The following is a 21,103-nucleotide window of genomic DNA, read 5'->3' on the forward strand; positions in this document are numbered from 1 at the left end:
TGTCCGAGGCCCGACTTTCCTAGGGGTGTGCAACGTCATGACGATCGGAGCCGACGAAGACCCGGTAGTGGTCGTCGGGATGGCATGCCGCTGTCCGGGAGGAGTGCGCTCCCCCGAGGAGCTGTGGGAGCTGGTCCGGACCGGCCGAGACGCGATCTCCGGCTTCCCCGCGGACCGCGGCTGGGACCTGGACGCGCTGGCCGGCGAAGGACCGGGCCGCAGTGTGACCCGCCACGGCGGATTCCTGCACGACGCAGCCGACTTCGACGCCGCATTCTTCGGCATGTCACCCCGCGAGGCGGTGTCCACGGACCCGCAGCAGCGGCTGGTGCTCGAAACCTCCTGGGAGGCCGTCGAACGGGCCGGGATCGACCCGCACGCGCTGAACGGCAGCCGCACCGGCGTGTTCGTCGGCACCAACGGCCAGGACTACGCCACCGTCACCCAGCGGTCCGGGGAAGACCTGGCGGGCCACGCCATGACCGGACTCTCCCCCAGCGTCGCGTCCGGACGGCTCGCCTACACCCTCGGTCTCGAAGGACCGGCGGTCACCGTCGACACCGCTTCCTCCTCCTCGCTGGTCGCCCTGCACTGGGCGGCGCGCTCCCTGCGCGCGGGGGAGTGCTCGCTGGCGCTGGCCGGCGGCGTCACCGTGATGTCCACCCCCGTGGGGTTCGTCGGCTACTCCCGGCAGGGCGGGCTGGCCCGCGACGGCCGCTGCAAGGCGTTCTCCGACGACGCGGACGGCACCGCCTGGGCCGAGGGCGTCGGCATCGTCGTACTGGAACGCCTCTCCGACGCCCGTGCCCACGGGCACCCCGTACTCGCCGTCATCCGCGGCAGCGCCACCAACCAGGACGGCGCCTCCAACGGCCTGACCTCCCCGAGCGGCCGGGCGCAGGAGAACGTCATCCGCCAGGCGCTCGCCGACGCGGGCCTCTCCGGAGCCGACATCGATCTGGTCGAGGCACACGGCACCGGTACGAAGCTGGGCGACCCGATCGAGGCGCGGGCGCTGCTCGCCACCTACGGCCGCGACCGTCTCCCCGGGCGCCCGCTGCGGCTCGGCTCCCTCAAGTCGAACATCGGGCACGCCCAGGCGGCGGCCGGGGTCGCGGGCTTCATCAAGACGGTGATGGCCATGCGGCACGGACTGATGCCGCGCACCCTGCATGTGAACAAGCGGACCTCCCATGTGGACTGGTCGGGCGGCGCCGTCGAGCTGCTGACCGAGCCGGTGCCGTGGAACGCGGACGGCCGGCCCCGGCGCGCGGGTGTGTCGTCCTTCGGGATCAGCGGCACCAACGCGCATCTGATCGTCGAACAGGCCCCGGACGCGGACGAACCGGCCCCGCCCGCTCCCGTACCGGACACCACGCCCGCCGTGCTGCCGTGGCTCGTCTCGGCCAGGACCGAAGCGGCGCTGAACGACCAGCTGGCCCGGCTCACGGACTTCGTGGCGGGCGCCCCCGGTCTCGCACCGGCCGACATCGGGTACTCCCTCGCTACCGGCCGGGCCGCGCTGCGGCACCGGGCCGTACTGCTCGCGGACGGCCAGGGCGTCACCGAAGCCGCCCGGGGCGAGGCGGGCGACGGCACCACCGCGATCCTCTTCCCCGGCCAGGGCAGCCAGCGCCTGGGCATGGGGCGCGAACTGTACGCGCGCTTCCCGGTCTTCGCCCGCGCCCTCGACGAGGTACTGACCGAGCTGGACGGACATCTCGACCGGCCGCTGCGTACCGTCATGTGGGGCGACGACTCGGAGACGCTGAACCTCACCGGCTGGACCCAGCCCGCGCTGTTCGCCATCGAGACGGCGCTGTTCCGGCTAATGGAATCCCTGGGCGTGCGCCCCGCAGTGGTCGGCGGCCACTCGATCGGCGAGATCACGGCTGCCCATGTCGCGGGCGTCTTCTCGCTCGCCGACGCCTGCCGGCTGGTCGCCGCGCGCGCCGCCCTGATGCAGGCACTGCCCACGGGCGGCGCGATGATCGCCGTACAGGCCGCCGAGGACGAGATCCTTCCGCTCCTCGCGGGCCGCGCGGACGGGGTCTCCATCGCCGCCGTCAACGGACCCGCGTCCGTTGTCGTCGCGGGCGACGAGAGCGCCGTCCTGGAGATCGCCGCGCACTTCACCGGCCAGGGCCGCAAGACGAACCGGCTCTCGGTGTCGCACGCCTTCCACTCGCCGCTGATGGAGCCGATGCTCACCGACTTCCGGCGCGTCGTGGAAACGCTCACCTTCCACGAGCCGGCCGTACCGGTCGTCTCCAACCTCACCGGCGAACTCGCCGACGCGCGGCTGTGCACCCCCGACTACTGGGTACGGCATGTACGCCGGGCCGTGCGCTTCGCCGACGGCGTCCTGGCCCTGCGCGACGAGCAGGTGGACGTCCTGCTGGAACTGGGACCCGGAAGCGTGCTCTCCGCGATGGCCAAGGAGAGCCTCGGCGAGGCCGCCCGGCGCATGACCGTCGTACCCGCGCTGCGCAAGGACCGCACGGAGGAAGCAGCCCTTGTCGCCACGCTGGGCCGGCTGCACACCACCGGGGTCCCGGTCGACTGGCGTGCCTTCTTCGCGGACACGACCGCCCGGCGGGTCGATCTGCCCACCTACGCCTTCCAGCACGAGCGCTTCTGGCCGGCCCCGCCGTCGGCCGGTGCGGGCAACCAGGGCGCGGGCGCCACCGGACACCCGCTGCTCGGCGGCACCCTGGAACTCGCGGGCGGCGAGGGCCTGGTGTTCACCGGGCGGCTCTCCACCCGCACCCACCCCTGGCTGGCCCAGCACGCGATCGCCGGACGGATCACGCTGCCGGGAACAGCCCTGCTGGAGCTGGCGATCCGGGCCGGCGACGAGACGGGCGGCGACCGGATAGAGGAACTGATCCTCACCGAACCGCTCGTCCTGCCCGAGCACGGCTCCGTACGGCTGCAAGTACGCCTCAGCGCGCCGGACGGCATCGGCTGGCGCACCGTCACCGTCCACTCCAGGCCCGAGGGCGCCGTCCACGAACCGTGGACGCGGCACGCGACCGGTGTCCTGACCCCGGTCCCGGGCGAGCCGCGCACTGTCGCGGACCTCGGCTTCGGCACCGGCGTCTGGCCGCCGAAGGGCGCCGAGCCGGTGGATCTGGCGGACCACTACGAACGCCTCGCCGACCACGGCTTCGACTACGGCCCGGTCTTCCAGGGCCTGCGGGCGCTGTGGCGGCGCGGCGCCGAGACCTTCGCCGAGATCGCCCTGCCCGCCGAGGTGGCCGACGCGGAGGCGTACGGACTCCACCCCGCCCTGCTGGACGCGGCGCGGCACGCCGCCATGACGGACGAGGGCGGTCTTCCCGACCGCTGGCGAGGTGTCTCCCTGCACGCCTTCGGGGCCTCCGCGCTGCGCGTACGGCTCGCCCCGCGCGGCAACGACGGCAACGACCGGGACGGCGGCGACGGCGGTGAGAGCGGCGAAGGCCGCGTGATGGAGCTGACGGCCGCCGACTTCTCCGGGACGCCGGTGCTCACGGTCGAGACGCTGCGCGTACGGCCGCTGTCCGCACAGGAGTTGCTGCCCGCCCCCGCGACGCCCCGGAACGGAACCCGTACGGCGCCCGCCGGCACCCGCACCACCCGGCCGCCGGCGGCCAAGCCGGGCGTACGGGACGGAGACGTCCCCACCCTGGTCAAGCAGTTGGAAGAGATGCCCGAGGCCAAGCGGGCACGGTATCTGCTCGATCTTGTACGGACCGAGGCCGCCGCGGTGCTCGGCCACGGCAGCGCGGACGCCATCGGCGCCCAGCACGCCTTCAAGGAAATGGGCTTCGATTCGCTCGCGGGTGTCGAACTCCGCGACCGGCTCGGCGTACTCACCGGCCGGGCGCTGCCCAGCACGCTCGTCTTCAACTTCCCGACGCCCGTACGGATCGCCGATCATCTCGCGGCGCTCCTCACCGATCCCGCCGCCCCGGCGACGGGATCGGCGGACGACGAACTCTCCAGGTTCGAGGCCGTCATCCGCTCGGTGTCGTCGGACGGTTTTGAACGCCAGGTGATCGCTGACCGCCTGGAGAAAATCATCTCCACCCTTCGGCAATCCACGCCCTCCGCACTGCGCACTTCCGGCGAGGACATCGAGACGGTGTCGGTCGACAGACTGCTCGACATCATCGATGAAGAGTTCGAAACCACATAGAGAATTGTTGCTTTCGTTCGCGACCCGATGATGAGGACGGACCGGTGCCAGAAGATCAGCAGGACAAAGTCGTCGACTACTTGAGGAGGGTCACTTCCGACCTCCGCCGCGCGCGCCAGCGCATCGGCGAACTGGAGCTCAAGAACAATGAGCCCATCGCCCTGGTCGGAATGGGCTGCCGGCTGCCCGGAGGCGTACGTTCACCGGAAGCCCTGTGGGAACTCGTCGAGTCCGGCGGCGACGCCATATCGGGATTTCCCGTGGACCGCGGCTGGGATCTCGACCGGCTCACCGGGACGGGCGAAGGAAACAGCGCCACCCACGAGGGCGGCTTTCTCTACGAGGCGGCCGAATTCGACGCGGGCTTCTTCGGTATTTCCCCGCGCGAGGCGATCGCCATGGATCCCCAGCAGCGGCTGCTTCTTGAGGTCACCTGGGAGGCCCTGGAGCGGGCCGGCATCGCCCCGACCGCGCTGCGCGGCAGCCGGGCCGGGGTGTTCGTGGGCGCCTACCACTGGGGAGCGCCCTCGGCCGCCGCGGCCGGTGAGCTCCAGGGACACGCGCTGACCGGCACCGCGGCCAGCGTGCTGTCCGGACGGCTCGCCTACACCCTGGGGCTCGAAGGCCCCGCCATCACGGTCGACACCGCCTGCTCGTCCTCGCTCGTCGCCCTGCATGTGGCGGCGCAGTCGCTGCGCAACGGCGAGTCCTCGCTCGCCGTCATCGGCGGCGTCACCGTACTCACCGAGCCCTCCGTCTTCGTGGAGTTCAGCAAGCAGGGCGGGCTGGCCCCCGACGGACGCTGCAAGGCATTCTCCGACGACGCGGACGGTACGGGCTGGGGCGAGGGCGTCGGCGTGCTGATCGCGGAACGCCTCTCCGACGCGCGGCGCAACGGGCACCAGGTCCTCGCCGTGCTGCGCGGCTCCGCGGTCAACCAGGACGGCGCGTCCAACGGGCTCACCGCCCCCAACGGCCCTTCCCAGGAACGGGTGGTCCGTCAGGTCCTGGCGACGGCCGGGCTGTCCCCGTCCGACGTGGACGCGGTGGAGGCGCACGGTACGGGGACGAGGCTCGGTGACCCGATCGAGGCGCAGGCGCTGCTGGCCACGTACGGCCGGGACCGTGACCCGGAGCGTCCGCTGTGGCTCGGCTCGCTCAAGTCGAACATCGGTCACACGCAGGCCGCCGCCGGAGTCGCGGGCGTCATCAAGATGGTGATGGCACTGCGCGAGGGCGTGCTGCCCAGAACACTGCACGCCGGGACCCCCTCGTCGCATGTCGACTGGTCCTCCGGCGCGGTACGGCTGCTGACGGACGCCGTGGAGTGGCCGGAGACGGGACGGCCGCGCCGGTGCGCGGTGTCGTCGTTCGGTATCAGCGGCACCAACGCCCACGCCCTGCTGGAGCAGGCCCCGGTCCCGGCCGGGGCGGAAGACGGAGAGGACGTTCCGGCGCCCTTCGCGGGCCCCGCCGTGCCCTGGGTCGTGTCCGGCCGCGGTGAGGCGGCGGTACGTGACCAGGCGAGCGCGCTCGTGGCCCGGCTGGAGACCGACACGTCGGCGCTCCCCGCCGACGTGGGCCACTCCCTCCTCACGTCACGCTCGGTCTTCGAGAACCGCGCGGTCGTGATCGGCGCGAACCGTGACGAACTCCTCGGCGGGGCAGGGGCGCTCGGCACCGGCCAGTCCTGGACGGATCTCGTCTCGGGCGTGGCCGATGTCGAGGGCAAGACGGTGTTCGTCTTCCCCGGACAAGGCTCGCAGTGGGCCGGGATGGGCGCCCAACTGCTCGCTGAGTCACCGGTCTTCGCTCAGCGTATCGGCGAATGCGCGCTCGCGCTGGGCGAGTTCGTGGACTGGTCGCTGGAGGGTGTGCTGCGCGGGGCGCCGGACGCCCCGTCGCTGGAGCGGGTCGATGTGGTGCAGCCCGCGTCCTTCGCCGTGATGGTCTCCCTCGCCGCCCTCTGGCGCTCCCACGGCGTGGAGCCCTCGGCGGTCGTGGGCCACTCGCAGGGCGAGATCGCGGCGGCCGTCGTCGCCGGAGCGCTCTCGCTGGAGGACGGCGCGCGGGTGGTCGCGCTGCGCAGCCAGGCGATCGGCCGCACGCTGGCCGGCCACGGCGGGATGATGTCCGTCCCGCTGCCCGCCGACGAGGTGGAGAGCCGGCTGGAGGCCTGGTCGGGGCGCGTTTCGGTGGCCGCCGTCAACGGGCCGCGCTCGGTCGTCGTCTCGGGTGAGCCCGGCGCGCTGGACGAGCTGTCGGCCGCGCTGACGGCCGAGGACGTACGGGTCCGGCGGGTCGCGGTGGACTACGCCTCGCACTCCGCGCAGGTCGAGGACCTGCGTGACGAACTCCTCGACGTCCTGGCGCCGCTCCGCCCGCGCGCCTCCGACGTCCCGTTCTTCTCGACGATGACCGGTGACTGGCTGGACACCGAGCAGATGGACGCGGGGTACTGGTTCCGCAATCTGCGGCAGAGAGTGCGCTTCGCGGAAGCGGTCGGCGCTCTGCTGGCCGACGAACACCGTGTGTTCATCGAGGTCAGCTCGCACCCCGTACTGACCATGTCGGTACAGGACATGACCGAGGCGTACGGCGAACCGGCCGTCGCCACCGGCACGCTGCGGCGCGACCGGGGCGACCTCTCGCGTTTCCTGCTCTCCGCCGCCGAGGTCTTCGTACGCGGAGTCGAGGTCGACTGGGCCGGACTCTTCGCCGGTACGGACGTCCGCCGGATCGATCTGCCCACCTACGCCTTCCAGCACGAGCGCTTCTGGAACATCCCCGCCGTGCTCGACCGGGTCGACGCCATCGATCCACTGGACGCGGAGTTCTGGGCGGCCGTGGAGCGGGAAGACCTCTCCGCGCTGACCACGGCGCTGCGTACGGACGAGAATTCCGTGGCCGCCGTACTGCCGGCGCTCTCCTCCTGGCGCAGGTCCCGCAACGACCGCTCCACCGTCGACTCCTGGCGCTACCGGGTGACCTGGTCGCCGGTGACCACCGTCCCGCAGCGGTCGCTGACCGGCGGCTGGCTCGTCGTCTCCGCCGCGGGCACCGACGACAGCGAGACCGCCGGCCTGCTGGAGGGCGCGGGCGCCGAGGTGACCAGGCTGGTCCTGGACGAGTCGTACGTGGACCGTGCGGTCCTCGCCGAACGGCTGGCCGGAATCGGTGAGTTCACCGGGATCGTCTCGACGCTCGCCGCCGCGGAGGAGCGCGGCGAGCGCTACCCGGGACTCACCCTCGGCCTCGCGCTGACCGTCTCGCTCGTCCAGGCCCTCGGCGACGCCGGGGTGAACGCCCCCCTCTGGTTCCTCACCCGCGGCGCGGTCTCCACCGGCCGCTCCGACGCGCTCACCCACCCGGTACAGGCCCAGGTCGCCGGCGTCGGCTGGACCGCCGCGCTGGAACACCCCCGTCGATGGGGCGGCGTGATCGATCTGCCGCCGACGCTGGACCAGCGCACGGCCGCCCGCGTGGTCTGCGCCCTCGCGGGCGCGCTGGGCGACGAGGACCAGCTCGCCGTCCGCCCCTCCGGGGTCTTCACCCGCCGTATCGTCCGCGCCGGAGCGGGCGGACAGGGCACGTCCCGAACCTGGACACCGCGCGGTACGACCCTGGTCACCGGCGGCTCGGGCACCCTCGCCCCCGACCTGGCCCGCTGGCTCGCGGACCGGGGCGCGGACCATGTGGTGCTCGCCAGCCGCCGGGGCGTCGACGCCCCGGGCGCGGCCGAACTGGTCGCGGAACTGGCCGCGTCGGGCACCGAAGCCGACGCCGTCGCCTGCGATGTGACCGACCGCGACGCCGTCGCCGCGCTTCTCGCGGACCTCAAGGCCGCGGGCCGTACCGTACGCACGGTTATCCACACCGCCGCCGTCATCGAGCTGTACACCCTGGCCGAGACCACGATGGAGTCCTTCTCCGACGTCGTGCACGCCAAGGTCACCGGTGCCCAGCACCTGGACGAACTGCTCGACGACGAGGAACTCGACGACTTCATCCTCTACTCGTCCACCGCCGGTATGTGGGGGAGCGGCCACCACGCGGCCTATGTCGCGGGTAACGCCTATCTCTCCGCTCTCGCCGTCAGCCGCCGCGCCCGTGGCCTGCGGACCACCTCGGTGCACTGGGGCAAGTGGCCCGACGACATCGAGCGCGAGCTGGCCGACCCGCACCACATCCGCCGCAGCGGTCTCGAATACCTCGACCCGCGGCCGGCGCTGAGCGGGCTGGGCACGGTCCTGGACGACGACGAGACCGTCATCGGGCTCACGGACATCGACTGGGACACGTACTACCCGGTCTTCACCGCGGGCCGTCCCACCCGCCTCTTCGACGAGGTGCCCGAGGTCGCCCGTCAGCTCACCCGCACCGCCGAACAGACCGGCGGACGGCCGGAGACGAGCGATCTCGCGGCGCGGCTGCACGATCTGTCGGGCCCCGAACAGGAGCGGCTGCTGCTCACCCTGGTCCGTACGGAAGCCGCCGCCGTCCTCGGCCACGCCTCCGCCGAGTCGTTCCCCGAGCGGCGCGCCTTCCGCGACATCGGCTTCGACTCGGTCACCGCCGTGGATCTGCGCAACCGCATCGTCGCGGCCACCGGGCTGACCCTGCCGTCGACCATGGTCTTCGACTACCCGAACGCCGTCGCGCTGGCGGGCTTCCTGAAGTCCACCGCCCTGGGCGGCGGCCGGGAAACGGCCGTGGCGGCACGCACCGCGCCCGCCGGGGCCGGAGCCGCCCCCGACGAGGACTCCGACCCGATCGCCATCATCGGCATGAGCTGCCGCTACCCCGGCGGGGCGGGCTCGCCCGAGGAACTGATCCGGCTCGCCCTGGACGGCGCGGACGTGATCTCCGAGTTCCCCGCCGACCGAGGCTGGGACGCCCGGGGACTCTACGACCCCGACCCCGACCGGCAGGGCAGGACCTACTCCACCCAGGGCGGGTTCCTGCACGAGGCCGCTGAGTTCGACCCCGGCTTCTTCGGTATCTCGCCGCGTGAGGCCGTGTCGATGGACCCGCAGCAGCGCCTGCTGCTGGAGACCTCCTGGGAAGCCTTCGAGCGCGCCGGGATCGACCTGGACTCACTGCGGGGCAGCGCCGCAGGCACCTTCATCGGCGCCAGCTACCAGGACTACTCGACCAGCGTGCAGAACGGCACCGAGGGCTCCGAGGTACACATGGTCACCGGCACGGCGGCCAGTGTGCTGTCGGGCCGGGTGTCCTATCTGTACGGGTTCGAGGGCCCGGCCGTCACCGTCGACACCGCCTGCTCGTCCTCGCTGGTCGCGATGCATCTGGCCTGCCAGTCGCTGCGCAGCGGCGAGAGCTCCCTCGCGCTGGCCGGCGGCGCGGCCGTCATGGCCACCCCGCACGCCTTCGTGGGCTTCAGCAGGCAGCGGGCGCTCGCGCTCGACGGCCGCTGCAAGCCGTTCTCCGAGGCCGCCGACGGGATGACCCTGGCGGAGGGTGTCGGTGTCGTCCTGCTGGAGCGGCTGTCGGACGCCCGGCGCAACGGCCACCGTGTCCTCGCGGTCGTACGCGGCTCGGCGATCAACCAGGACGGCGCGTCCAACGGGCTCACCGCCCCCAACGGCCCTTCCCAGCAGCGGGTCATCCGCCAGGCCCTCGCCAACGCCGGACTGACCGGCGCCGACGTCGACGTGGTGGAGGCGCACGGTACGGGGACGAGGCTCGGTGACCCGATCGAGGCGCAGGCGCTGCTGGCCACGTACGGCCGGGACCGTGACCCGGAGCGTCCGCTGTGGCTCGGCTCGCTCAAGTCGAACATCGGTCACACGCAGGCCGCCGCCGGAGTCGCGGGCGTCATCAAGATGGTGATGGCGATGCGCGGGGGCGTCCTCCCCGGGACGCTGCACGCCGAGATCCCGTCGTCGCACGTCGACTGGTCCTCCGGGGCGGTGGAGCTGCTGACCGGGCAGACCGTATGGCCGGACGCCGACCGGCCGCGGCGCGCGGGCGTGTCGTCCTTCGGAATCAGCGGCACCAACGCCCATCTGATCCTGGAACAGGCGTCAGAGGCCGAAGCCGCGGCGGCTGACGAGGCCGCGTTCAGCGAGGCTTCCGCGTCCGGCGAGGCTTCCGCGTCCGGCGAAGCCGAGGACGAGCGTGTCGTGCCATGGCTGGTCTCGGCCAAGTCCGAGGCGGCGCTGCGAGACCAGGCGGCCCGGCTGCTCACCCTCGCCGACGCCGACCCCGGCCTCTCGCCCACCCGGGTGGGCTGGTCGCTGGCGACCACCCGCTCCGCGTTCAGCCACCGCGCGGTGCTGCTCGGCAGGACCCGGAGCGACTTCCTGCGCTCCCTCGAAGCCGTGGCCACCGGGCGGAGCGCGGCGGGCGTCGTCCACGGCACCGTCGGCGAAGGCTCGACCGGGCCCGTGTTCGTCTTCCCCGGCCAGGGCTCCCAGTGGTGGGGCATGGGCCGTGAACTGCTCGCGCACTCCGAGGTGTTCCGGGAGACCGTGGACGCCTGCGCCGACGCGCTCGCCCCGTACACCGACTGGTCACTGCACGACGTCCTGGCCGGCGAGGGAGACCCCGCGCTGCTCGAACGCGTGGATGTCGTCCAGCCGGCGCTGTTCTCGATGATGGTGGCGCTCACCGCGCTGTGGCGTTCGTACGGAGTGGAGCCCTCGGCGGTCGTCGGCCACTCGCAGGGTGAGATCGCCGCCGCCCATGTGGCGGGCGCGCTGACCCTGGAGGACGCCGCCGCCGTCGTGGCCCTGCGCAGCCGGGCGCTGCCCCGGCTCTCCGGCCTCGGCGGCATGATGTCGGTGGCCGCGCCCGTCGAGCGGGTGACCGCGCTGCTGGAACCGTGGGGCGAACAGCTCTCGGTCGCGGCCGTCAACGGCCCCTCCTCGGTCATCGTCTCCGGCGACGCCGGGGCGCTGGACGAACTGCTCGCCGCCTGCGAACAGGGGGGCGTGCGCGCCCGCAAGGTGTCGGTGGACTACGCGTCGCACGGCGCGCACGTCGAGGCCGTACGCGACGAACTCTCCCGGGTGCTCGCACCGGTCCGTTCCGAGGCCCCGCGTGTGCCGTTCTACTCGACGGTGACCGGCGCCCGGCTGACGGAAGCCGCGTTCGACGGCGCGTACTGGTACACGAACCTGCGCAGGACCGTACGGATGGAGGAGGCGACCCGGGCGCTGCTGGCCGACGGGCACCGCGTCTTCATCGAGATGAGCCCGCACCCGGTGCTGGCCGCCCCCATCCAGGAGACCCAGGAGACAGTGGCGGAGGCCGTCGCCGACTCCGCGGTGGTGCTCGGCACCCTGCGCCGGGACGAGGGCGACCTCAGGCGCTTCCTGGCCTCCCTGGCCGAGGCGCACACGCACGGCACGGCGGTGGACTGGCGCGCGGCGTTCCCCGCAGGCGGCGGCGCCGTCCCGGTCGACCTGCCCACGTACGCCTTCCAGCGCCGCCGGTACTGGCCGGAGCCCCGGCCCGTGGCCGGGACCGGCATCGGGGGCACCGGTGGCGGGGGCACGGACGCGGCCGCGGCGTTCTGGGATCTCGTCGAGAGCGAGGACCTGGAGTCGCTCGCCGACGAACTCGGCGTCGGCGCCAACGGCGCCCGCTCCTCGCTCGGCGCCGTACTGCCCACGCTGTCGGCGTGGCGGGCCAAGTCACGTGAGCGCTCCGCCGTCGACGCCTGGCGCTACCGCGTCGACTGGACCCGGCTGAACGAGCCGGGTGCCACCGCCCCCACCGGCCGCTGGCTCGCGGTGGTCCCGGCCGGCCACGCCGACGACGCCTGGATCTCCGCCACGCTGGCCGCGCTCGGCCCGGACACGGTCCGGTTCGAGGCGGAGGGCGGGGCCGGCAGCGGCACCGACGGCGCGGACCGCGCGGTCTGGGCCAAGCGGATCGCGGAACTGACCGCCGACGGCGCGGAGTTCACCGGCGTACTGTCCCTGCTCGCGCCCGTCGAGGAGCGCCTTCAGGACCATGTCTCCGTACCCGCCGGGCTGGCTCTGACGCTCACCCTCGTCCAGGCACTGGGCGACGCGGGACTCGGCGCACCGCTGTGGTGCGCCACCCGGGGCGCCGTATCGGTGGGCCGGGACGACCGGCTCACCCGGCCCGTGCAGGGCGCCCTGTGGGGCCTCGGCCGGGTGGTCGCGCTGGAGCACCCGGACCGCTGGGGAGGTCTCGTCGACCTCGCCGAGACGCCGGACGCGCGGGCCGCGGCCCGGCTGACGGCCGTCCTGGCCGGCCCGGACGGAGAGGACCAGATCGCGATCCGCCCGTCGGGGGTCTACGGCCGCCGCATGACGCACGCGGCGCCCACCGCCGACAACCCCGAGCGCCGCTGGCGGGGCCGGGGTACGGCACTGATCACCGGCGGCACCGGCGGCATCGGTGGCCGGGTCGCCCGCTGGATGATCGAACGCGGCGCCGGGCATGTGGTGCTGACCAGCCGTCGCGGCGAGGACGCGCCCGGCGCGGCAGCGCTCCGCGCCGAACTGGAGGACCTGGGCGCCCGCGTCACCATCGCCGCCTGCGACGCCGCCGACCGCGACGCGCTGGCCGGCGTACTGGCCGCGATCCCCGACGAGTTCCCCCTCGCCTCCGTGTTCCACGCGGCGGGCGTGGCGGACGGCGACGCCAGCGTGGAGTCGCTGACGCTGGAACAGCTGGACGCGCTGATGCGGTCCAAGCTGACCGCCGCCCTGCATCTGCACGAACTCACCCGCGGCCTCGACCTGGACGCCTTCGTCCTGTTCTCGTCCGGGGCGGCGACCTGGGGCAGCGGCGGCCAGCCCGGCTACGCGGCGGCCAACGCGTTCCTCGACGCCCTCGCCGAGCACCGCAGGGCCGAGGGCCTGACCGCCGCGTCCGTCGCCTGGGGCACCTGGGCCGAGGTCGGCATGGCCACGGTCGACGAGGTCCACGAGCGGCTGCGCCGCCAGGGCGTCATGCCCATGGAACCGACGCTGGCCATCGCCGCGCTCCAACGGATGCTGGAGGACGACGACACGGCGCTCACCGTGACGCTGATGGACTGGGAGCGGTTCACGCCCAGCTTCACCGCGACCCGGCCCAGCCCACTGCTCTCCGGGATCCCGGCGGCCGGCAGGGCGCTGGCCTGCGACGAACCGCCCGCCGGCGACAGCGGACCGGCCGTCCCGCCGCTCAGGCGGCGGCTCGACTCCCTGCCCACGGCCGAACGCGGCCGCGCGCTGCTCGAAGCGGTACGCGCGGAGGCGTCCACGACCCTCGGCCATGACGCGGCCGACGCCATCCCCGCCACCCGCGCCTTCCGCGACGTCGGCTTCGACTCCGTGACCGCGGTCGAACTGCGCAACCGGCTGCGGACGGCCCTGGGCCTGCCGCTGCCCGCGGCCCTGGTCTTCGACCACCCGACCCCGGCCGCCCTCGCGCAGCACATCGGCTCGCTGCTCTTCGGAACCGCCCCCGGGCGGGCCGACGGGAACCGCGCCGACGATCCCGACGCGGAGATCCGCGACGCCCTCGCCTCCGTTCCCATCAGCCGGCTCCGTAAAGCGGGGCTTCTGGACATGGTGCTCGAACTCGCCACCGCCGACGCCGTCGAGGCGACCGCCCCGGGCGCCGACGGCGAGGACTCGCTCGACGACATGGACGCCGAGAGCCTGCTGCGGCTCGCCACCGAGATGTAGCCCCCTCGCGGCGACGTCCGCCCCATCGCGCCGGGCGGACGTCGCCGGTCGCGCGGCACCTGCGAACTGAAAGAGATCTGGAGAGTCCGATGAGCACGTCCACCAACAAGTATGTCGAGGCGCTGCGGTCCTCCCTGAAGGAGATCGAGCGGCTCCGTCAGCAGAACCAGCGCCTGGTGGCGGCTGCCGAGGAGCCCATCGCCGTCGTCGGGATCGGCTGCCGCTACCCCGGCGGGGTCACCTCCCCCGAGGACCTGTGGGAGCTGGTCACGGAAGGCCGTGACGTCATGGCCGGCTTCCCCGCCGACCGGGGCTGGGACCTGGAGCGCCTCGCCGGGGACGGCCCCGGCCGCAGCCTCGCCCAAGAGGGCGGTTTCCTCTACGACATGGCGGATTTCGACCCCGGGTTCTTCGGGATCTCCCCGCGTGAGGCCGTCGCCATGGACCCCCAGCAGCGGCTGCTGCTGGAAGTCGCCTGGGAGGCCCTGGAGCGCGCCGGGATCGACCCGGTCACGCTGCGCGGCAGCCGGGCGGGCGTGTTCGTCGGCACGGCCGGGCAGGACTACGCCACGGTCATCAAGGCGTCCGACGAGGACGCGGAGCTGTACTCGACCACCGGGCACGCCGCGAGCGTCATCTCCGGCCGGCTCTCCTACACACTCGGCGCCGAGGGCCCCGCCGTCACCGTCGACACCGCCTGCTCCTCCTCACTGGTGGCGCTGCACTGGGCCGCGCAGTCCCTGCGCAACGGCGAGTGCTCCATGGCCCTGGCGGGCGGTGCCTCCGTCATGGCGACGCCCGGCCCCTTCGTCTCCTTCACCGCCCAGAGCGGCATGGCCGCCGACGGCCGCTGCAAGTCGTTCTCCCAGGACGCCGACGGCACCGGCTGGGGCGAGGGCGCCGCCGTCCTCGTACTGGAGCGTCTCTCGGACGCCCAGCGGGCCGGGCACCCGGTCCTGGCCGTCCTGCGCGGCAGCGCGATCAACCAGGACGGCGCGTCCAACGGCCTGTCCGCGCCCCACGGCCCCTCGCAGCGGCGCGTTATCCGCGCCGCCCTGGAGAACGCCCGGCTGGCACCCGCCGAGGTGGACATCGTCGAGGCGCACGGTACGGGGACGACACTCGGCGACCCGATCGAGGCGCAGGCCCTGCTGGCCACCTACGGCCAGGACCGCGAACAACCGCTGCGGCTGGGATCGGTCAAGTCGAACATCGGGCACACCCAGGCGGCCTCCGGCGCCGCCGGTGTCATCAAGATGATCATGGCGATGCGGCACGGACTGATGCCGCGCAGCCTGCACGTGGGCGAGCCCTCCCAGGACGTGGACTGGACGACCGGCTCCATCGAACTGCTCGACCGGCCCGTCGCCTGGCCCGAGACGGGCCGCGCCCGGCGCGCCGCCGTTTCCTCCTTCGGCGTCAGCGGCACCAACGCGCATGTGATCCTCGAACAGGCCCCACCGGCCACCGAGAGCGCCCCCGCCGAGGACTCCGCGCTGCCCGGCATCATCCCCTGGGCCCTCTCGGGCCGGTCCGCCGCCGCCCTGGCCGAACAGCGCGCCCGGCTGCTCTCCTTCATCGAGCGCAACCCCGGGACCCGGCCCGCCGACATCGGCCACTCCCTCGCCACGGGGCGCTCGGTCTTCGAGTACCGGTCCGTGCTGCTCGCCGACCCCACCGGCACCGCCGAACCCCCCGCCGTGCTCGCCGAGGGCGTCGCCGACGAGGGCCTGCTCGCCGTACTCTTCTCCGGCCAGGGCTCCCAGCGCCTCGGCATGGGACGCGAACTCCACGCCGGATTCCCGGTGTTCGCCGAAGCCTTCGACGACGCCGCCGACGCACTCGACGCCCATCTCGACCGTCCGCTGCGCGACATCGTCTGGGGAACCGACCCCGACCCGCTCAACGAGACCCGCTGGACACAGCCCGCGCTCTTCGCCGTCGAGGTCGCGCTCTACCGCCTCGTCGCCTCGCTCGGCGTCACCCCCGACTTCGTCGGCGGCCACTCCATCGGTGAAATAGCGGCCGCCCATGTGGCGGGCGTGTTCTCGCTGGAGGACGCCTGCCGTCTCGTCGCCGCCCGCGCCTCGCTGATGGCGGCCCTGCCCGCCGGCGGCGTCATGGTCGCCGTACGGGCCACCGAGGACGAGGTCGCCCCGCTGCTCACCGGACTCACCGAGCGGGTGTCGATCGCCGCCGTCAACGGCCCCACGTCCGTGGTCGTCGCCGGGGACGAGAGCGCTGTACAGGCCGTCGCCGCCCACTTCGAGGCGCAAGGCCGCAAGACCAGCCGCCTGCGCGTCTCGCACGCCTTCCACTCGCCGCTCATGGAACCGATGCTGACGGAATTCCGTACCGTCGCGGAGAGCCTGACGTACGAGGAACCCACGATCCCCGTCGTGTCGAACGTGACCGGCCGGATCGCCGAGGTCGCGGAGCTGTGCTCCGCCGCCTACTGGGTACGGCACGTACGCGAAGCCGTACGGTTCGCCGACGGCGTCCGCACCCTCACCGGACGCGGCGTCACCACCCTGCTCGAACTGGGCCCCGACGGCGTGCTCTCCGCCATGGCGCAGGACTCCCTGACGGAGCGGGCGGCGGTGGTGCCGCTGCTGCGCAAGGACCGCCCGGAGGAACTGGCCGCGGTCACCGCCCTCGCGCGGGTGCACGTCCGGGGCGCCACCGTGCGCTGGGCCGGCCTCTACGAAGGTTCCGGCGCCCGCCGCGTCGACCTGCCCACCTACCCGTTCCAGCGCCGCCGCTTCTGGCCCGCCGTCACCCTCGGCAAGGGCGGCGACATGCGTGCCGCCGGACTCGACTCCGCCGAACACCCGCTGCTCGGCGCGGCCGTCGAACTGGCCGACGGCGAGGGCGCGCTGTTCACCAGCCGGCTGTCCACGCGGTCCCACCCCTGGCTCGCCGACCACGGCGTGCGCGGCCGCGCCCTGCTGCCCGGAACGGCCTTCGTCGAACTGGCCATCCGCGCCGGTGACGAGGTCGACTGCGGCCGGGTCGAGGAACTGGCCCTCGCCGCGCCGCTCGCACTGCCCGAGCATGGCGCCGTACAGCTCCAGGTGCGCGTCGGAGCGGCCGACGCCGCGGGACGCCGCCCGCTGGGCATCTACTCGCGCGTCGAGGACGGCTTCGACCTCCCCTGGTCGCGGCACGCCACCGGTGTCGTCGCCCCCGGCACGGGCGCCCCCGACCCCGGCTTCGACGCCACCGTATGGCCGCCCGTCGGCGCCGAACCCGTCGACCTCGACGGCTGCTACGAACGGCTCGCCGGACTCGGCTTCGACTACGGCCCCGTCTTCCAGGGCCTGCGCGCCGCCTGGCGGCTCGGCGACGAGGTGTACGCCGATGTCACCCTCCCGGAGGGCGCGGGCACCGACGCGAGCGCCTTCGGCCTCCACCCGGCGCTGCTCGACGCCGCCCAGCACGCGGCGGCCTTCACCGACCTCGGCGCCATCAGCCGGGGCGGCCTGCCGTTCGCCTGGGAGGGCGTGTCACTCATCGCCTCCGGCGCCACGGCGGTACGCGCCCGGCTGTCCCCGGCGGGCGACGACACCGTCTCCATCGCGGTCTACGACGCGGCGGGCGGCCCGGTCCTCTCCGTGGACTCCCTCGTCTCCCGCACGGTCCCCACCGAGAACCTCGACAACACCGGTGCGGTGCACCGGGACTCGCTGTTCCGCGTGGAGTGGACCGCGGTGAAGGCCCCGGCCCCGGCCGGACCCGACGCGGCGGCGGTGATCGGCGCCGACCCGCTCGGGATGGCCGGCGCGCTGCGTACGGCGGGCGCCCCGGTGACGGTCCACCCCGACCTGACCGCGCTCGCGGCCTCGGACGGACAGGTTCCCGGCGTGGTCCTGATCGCCGCCTCCGGCGCACCCGACGGCGAGGGCGACGGCGCGGGTGAGGGCGACCGCGAGGGCGACGGCGTCGTGGCGGCGACCCACGGCCTCGGCGCCCGCGTCCTCGGAGACGTACAGCAGTGGCTGGACGAGGACCGGTTCGCCGACGCGCGCCTGGTGTTCGTCACCCACGGCGCGCTGACGGGCGACGACCTCGCCGCCGCCTCGGTCCACGGCCTCGTACGGACGGCCAGGACCGAGAACCCGGGACGCTTCGGCCTCCTGGACCTGGGACTTCCGTCGCACGCCCCGGACACCGGCACGGTCCCCCTCCCCCCGGAGGCCGTGCCGGCCATCCTCCTCTCCGCCCTCGCGTACGCCGCCGACGAGCCCGACCTCGCGGTACGCGGCGGAGAACTGCTCGCCGCCCGTCTGACCCGCGTCCCCGTCCGCGAGGAGCGGGCCGCCTGGGACAGCGAGGGCACCGTCCTCATCACCGGCGGTACGGGCGGACTCGGCGGCGTCCTCGCCCGGCACCTGGTCGCCGAGCGCGGTGTACGGCACCTGCTGCTCGTCAGCCGCCGCGGCCTCGCCGCCGACGGCGCGGAGACGCTCAAGGCCGAACTCACCGCCCAGGGCGCCCAGGTGACCGTCGCCCCCTGCGACGTCACCGACCGGACCGCCCTCGCGGAACTGCTGGCGACCGTCCCCGCCGCACACCCGCTCACCGCCGTCGTCCACACCGCCGGAGTCGTCGACGACGGCGTGATCGGCTCGCTGACCCCGGCGCGGCTCGACAGCGTGCTGCGCCCCAAGGCCGACGCGGCCTGGAACCTCCACGAACTGACCAGGGGACTCGACCTGGCCGCGTTCGTACTCTTCTCCTCCGTCGCCGCCACCCTCGGCAGCCCCGGCCAGGCCAACTACGCGGCCGGAAACGCCTTCCTGGACGCGCTCGCCACGCACCGGCGCGGCAGCGGACTGCCCGGCCTCGCCCTCGCCTGGGGCCCCTGGACCCAGAGCGTCGGCATGACCAGGACACTCACCGACATCGACGTGGAGCGCATCGCGCGCTCCGGCATGCCCCCGCTCTCCGTCGACCAGGGCGTGGCGCTCTTCGACGCCGCCCTCGCCACCGACGTGCCGGCCGTCGCGCCCGTACGCCTCGACCTGCCCGTCCTCCGTACCCAGGGCGAGATCCCGCCCCTGCTGCGCGGCCTCATCCGCACCCCCGGCCGTCGCGCCGCCGCACAGGTCTCGGAGACGGCGGGCGGTCTCGCCCAGCGGCTCAGCGGACTGAACGGCGCCGAACGCCACGAGATCCTCCTCGACCTCGTACGCGGCCAGGTCGCGCAGGTGCTCGGCCACGCCGACGCCGCGGAGGTCGAGGCGACCCGCCAGTTCCAGGACCTCGGCTTCGACTCGCTGACGGCGGTCGAGCTGCGCAACGGCCTCAACACCGTGACCGGCCTGCGGCTGCCCGCGACCATGGTCTTCGACTACCCCACCCCGAGCGCCCTCGCCGACCACATGCGCGACGAACTGCTCGGCACCGAGGCCGAAGCACCGGCCGCGCCCGTGGCCGTCCTGCCGCCCGTCACCGACGACCCCATCGCGATCGTCGGCATGGCCTGCCGCTACCCGGGCGGGGTGACCTCGCCGGAAGACCTCTGGCGGCTCGTCACGGAGGACGGCGACGCCATCTCCGGCTTCCCCACCAACCGCGGCTGGGACCTCGACGGTCTCTACGACCCGGACCCCGACCACCCCGGCAGGACCCATGTCCGCGAGGGCGGATTCCTGCACACGGCGGGCGAGTTCGACCCGGACTTCTTCGGGATGTCACCGCGCGAGGCCATGGCCACCGACTCCCAGCAGCGCCTGCTGCTCGAACTCTCCTGGGAAGCCGTCGAACGGGCCGGTATCGACCCCGTCTCGCTGCGCGACAGCCAGACCGGTGTCTTCGCCGGTGTCATGTACAACGACTACGGACCGCTGCTCACGGGCGAGGAGTACGAGGCCTTCCGCGGCAACGGCAGCGCGCCGAGCGTGGCCTCCGGCCGTGTCTCGTACACGCTGGGGCTCGAAGGCCCGGCGGTAACCGTGGACACCGCGTGCTCCTCCTCCCTGGTCGGCATGCATCTCGCCGCGCAGGCCCTGCGCAGCGGTGAATGCTCGCTGGCGCTGGCCGGCGGTGTGACCGTCATGTCCACCCCGAGCACCTTCGTCGAATTCTCCCGGGCGCGCGGTCTGGCCCCCGACGGCCGGTCCAAGGCGTTCTCCGAGTCGGCCGACGGCGTCGCCTGGTCGGAGGGCGTCGGCATGCTGGTGCTCGAGCGGCTCTCCGACGCCCGCCGCAATGGCCACCAGGTCCTCGCCCTGCTGCGTGGCAGCGCGATCAACCAGGACGGTGCGTCGAATGGTCTGACGGCGCCGAACGGCCCGTCGCAGCAGCGCGTGATCCGTCAGGCGCTCGCCGGCGGCGGACTGTCGGCCGACGATGTCGATGTGGTGGAGGCGCACGGTACGGGGACGACGTTGGGCGACCCGATCGAGGCGCAGGCGCTGCTCGCCACGTACGGCCGCGACCGCGACCCCGAGCGCCCGCTGCTGCTCGGTTCCGTGAAGTCCAACATCGGTCACACCCAGGCCGCCGCCGGTGTGGCGGGTGTGATCAAGATGGTGATGGCGATGCGGCACGGCGTGCTGCCGCGGACGCTCCATGTGACGGAGCCCTCCACGCATGTCGACTGGTCGGCGGGCGCGGTGGAGCTGCTGACGGAGCCGGTGGAGTGGCCGGAGGCCGGTCGCGCCCGACGGGCGGGTGTCTCGTCATTCGGTATCAGCGGGACGAACGCGCACGTCATCCTGGAGCAGCCGCCCACCGTCATCGAGGGAACGGTGCTCACCGGGGCCGACGTCCCGGCCGTGGAGCCGGGCGTGGTGCCGTGGGTGCTCTCGGGCAGGACGCCCCGGGCGCTGGCGGACCAGGCGCGGCGGCTGCTGTCCCTCGTCGAGTCGGGCCCGGGAGCGCGTCCGGTGGACGTCGGCTTCTCGCTGGCCACGGGCCGTTCGGTGTTCGACCACCGCGCGGTGGTGCTGGCGGACGACCCCGCCGACACGGCGCGCGCGCTGACGGCGCTGGCGGCCGGCGAACCGGACACGGCGACTGTGTCGGGCGCGGTGACGGCCGGCAAGCGTGCCTTCCTGTTCTCGGGTCAGGGTTCGCAGCGGTTGGGGATGGGCCGTGAGTTGTACGGGCGGTTCCCGGTGTTCGTGGAGGCGCTGGATTCCGTACTCGCTGTGCTGGATGTCGAGTTGGGGCGTTCGCTGGGTGAGGTGATGTGGGGTGAGGACGCCGGGCTGCTGAATGACACGGGGTTCACTCA

General features: G+C 73.5%; 3 protein-coding genes. All 3 read left to right on the forward strand.

Annotated elements, in window-relative coordinates; genetic code table 11:
* Positions 1-67 precede the first annotated feature (67 nt).
* Positions 68-4,183, forward strand: coding sequence for a type I polyketide synthase (locus ACIRQP_RS38105; RefSeq protein WP_403899213.1), 4,116 nt, complete (start codon positions 68-70; stop codon positions 4,181-4,183).
* A complete protein-coding gene (locus ACIRQP_RS38110; protein ID WP_403899216.1) occupies positions 4,180-13,860 on the forward strand; it encodes a type I polyketide synthase in 9,681 nt (3,226 codons plus the stop codon). The genes ACIRQP_RS38105 and ACIRQP_RS38110 overlap by 4 nt, the downstream gene beginning before the upstream one ends.
* A gap of 89 nt (positions 13,861-13,949) precedes the next feature.
* Positions 13,950-21,103 (forward strand): type I polyketide synthase (locus tag ACIRQP_RS38115; RefSeq protein ID WP_403899210.1); only part of this gene is annotated, 7,154 nt, incomplete at its 3' end.

Origin of the sequence: Streptomyces sp. NPDC102274 (assembly GCF_044766385.1) — a bacterium.
Classification (GTDB): Bacteria; Actinomycetota; Actinomycetes; order Streptomycetales; family Streptomycetaceae; genus Streptomyces.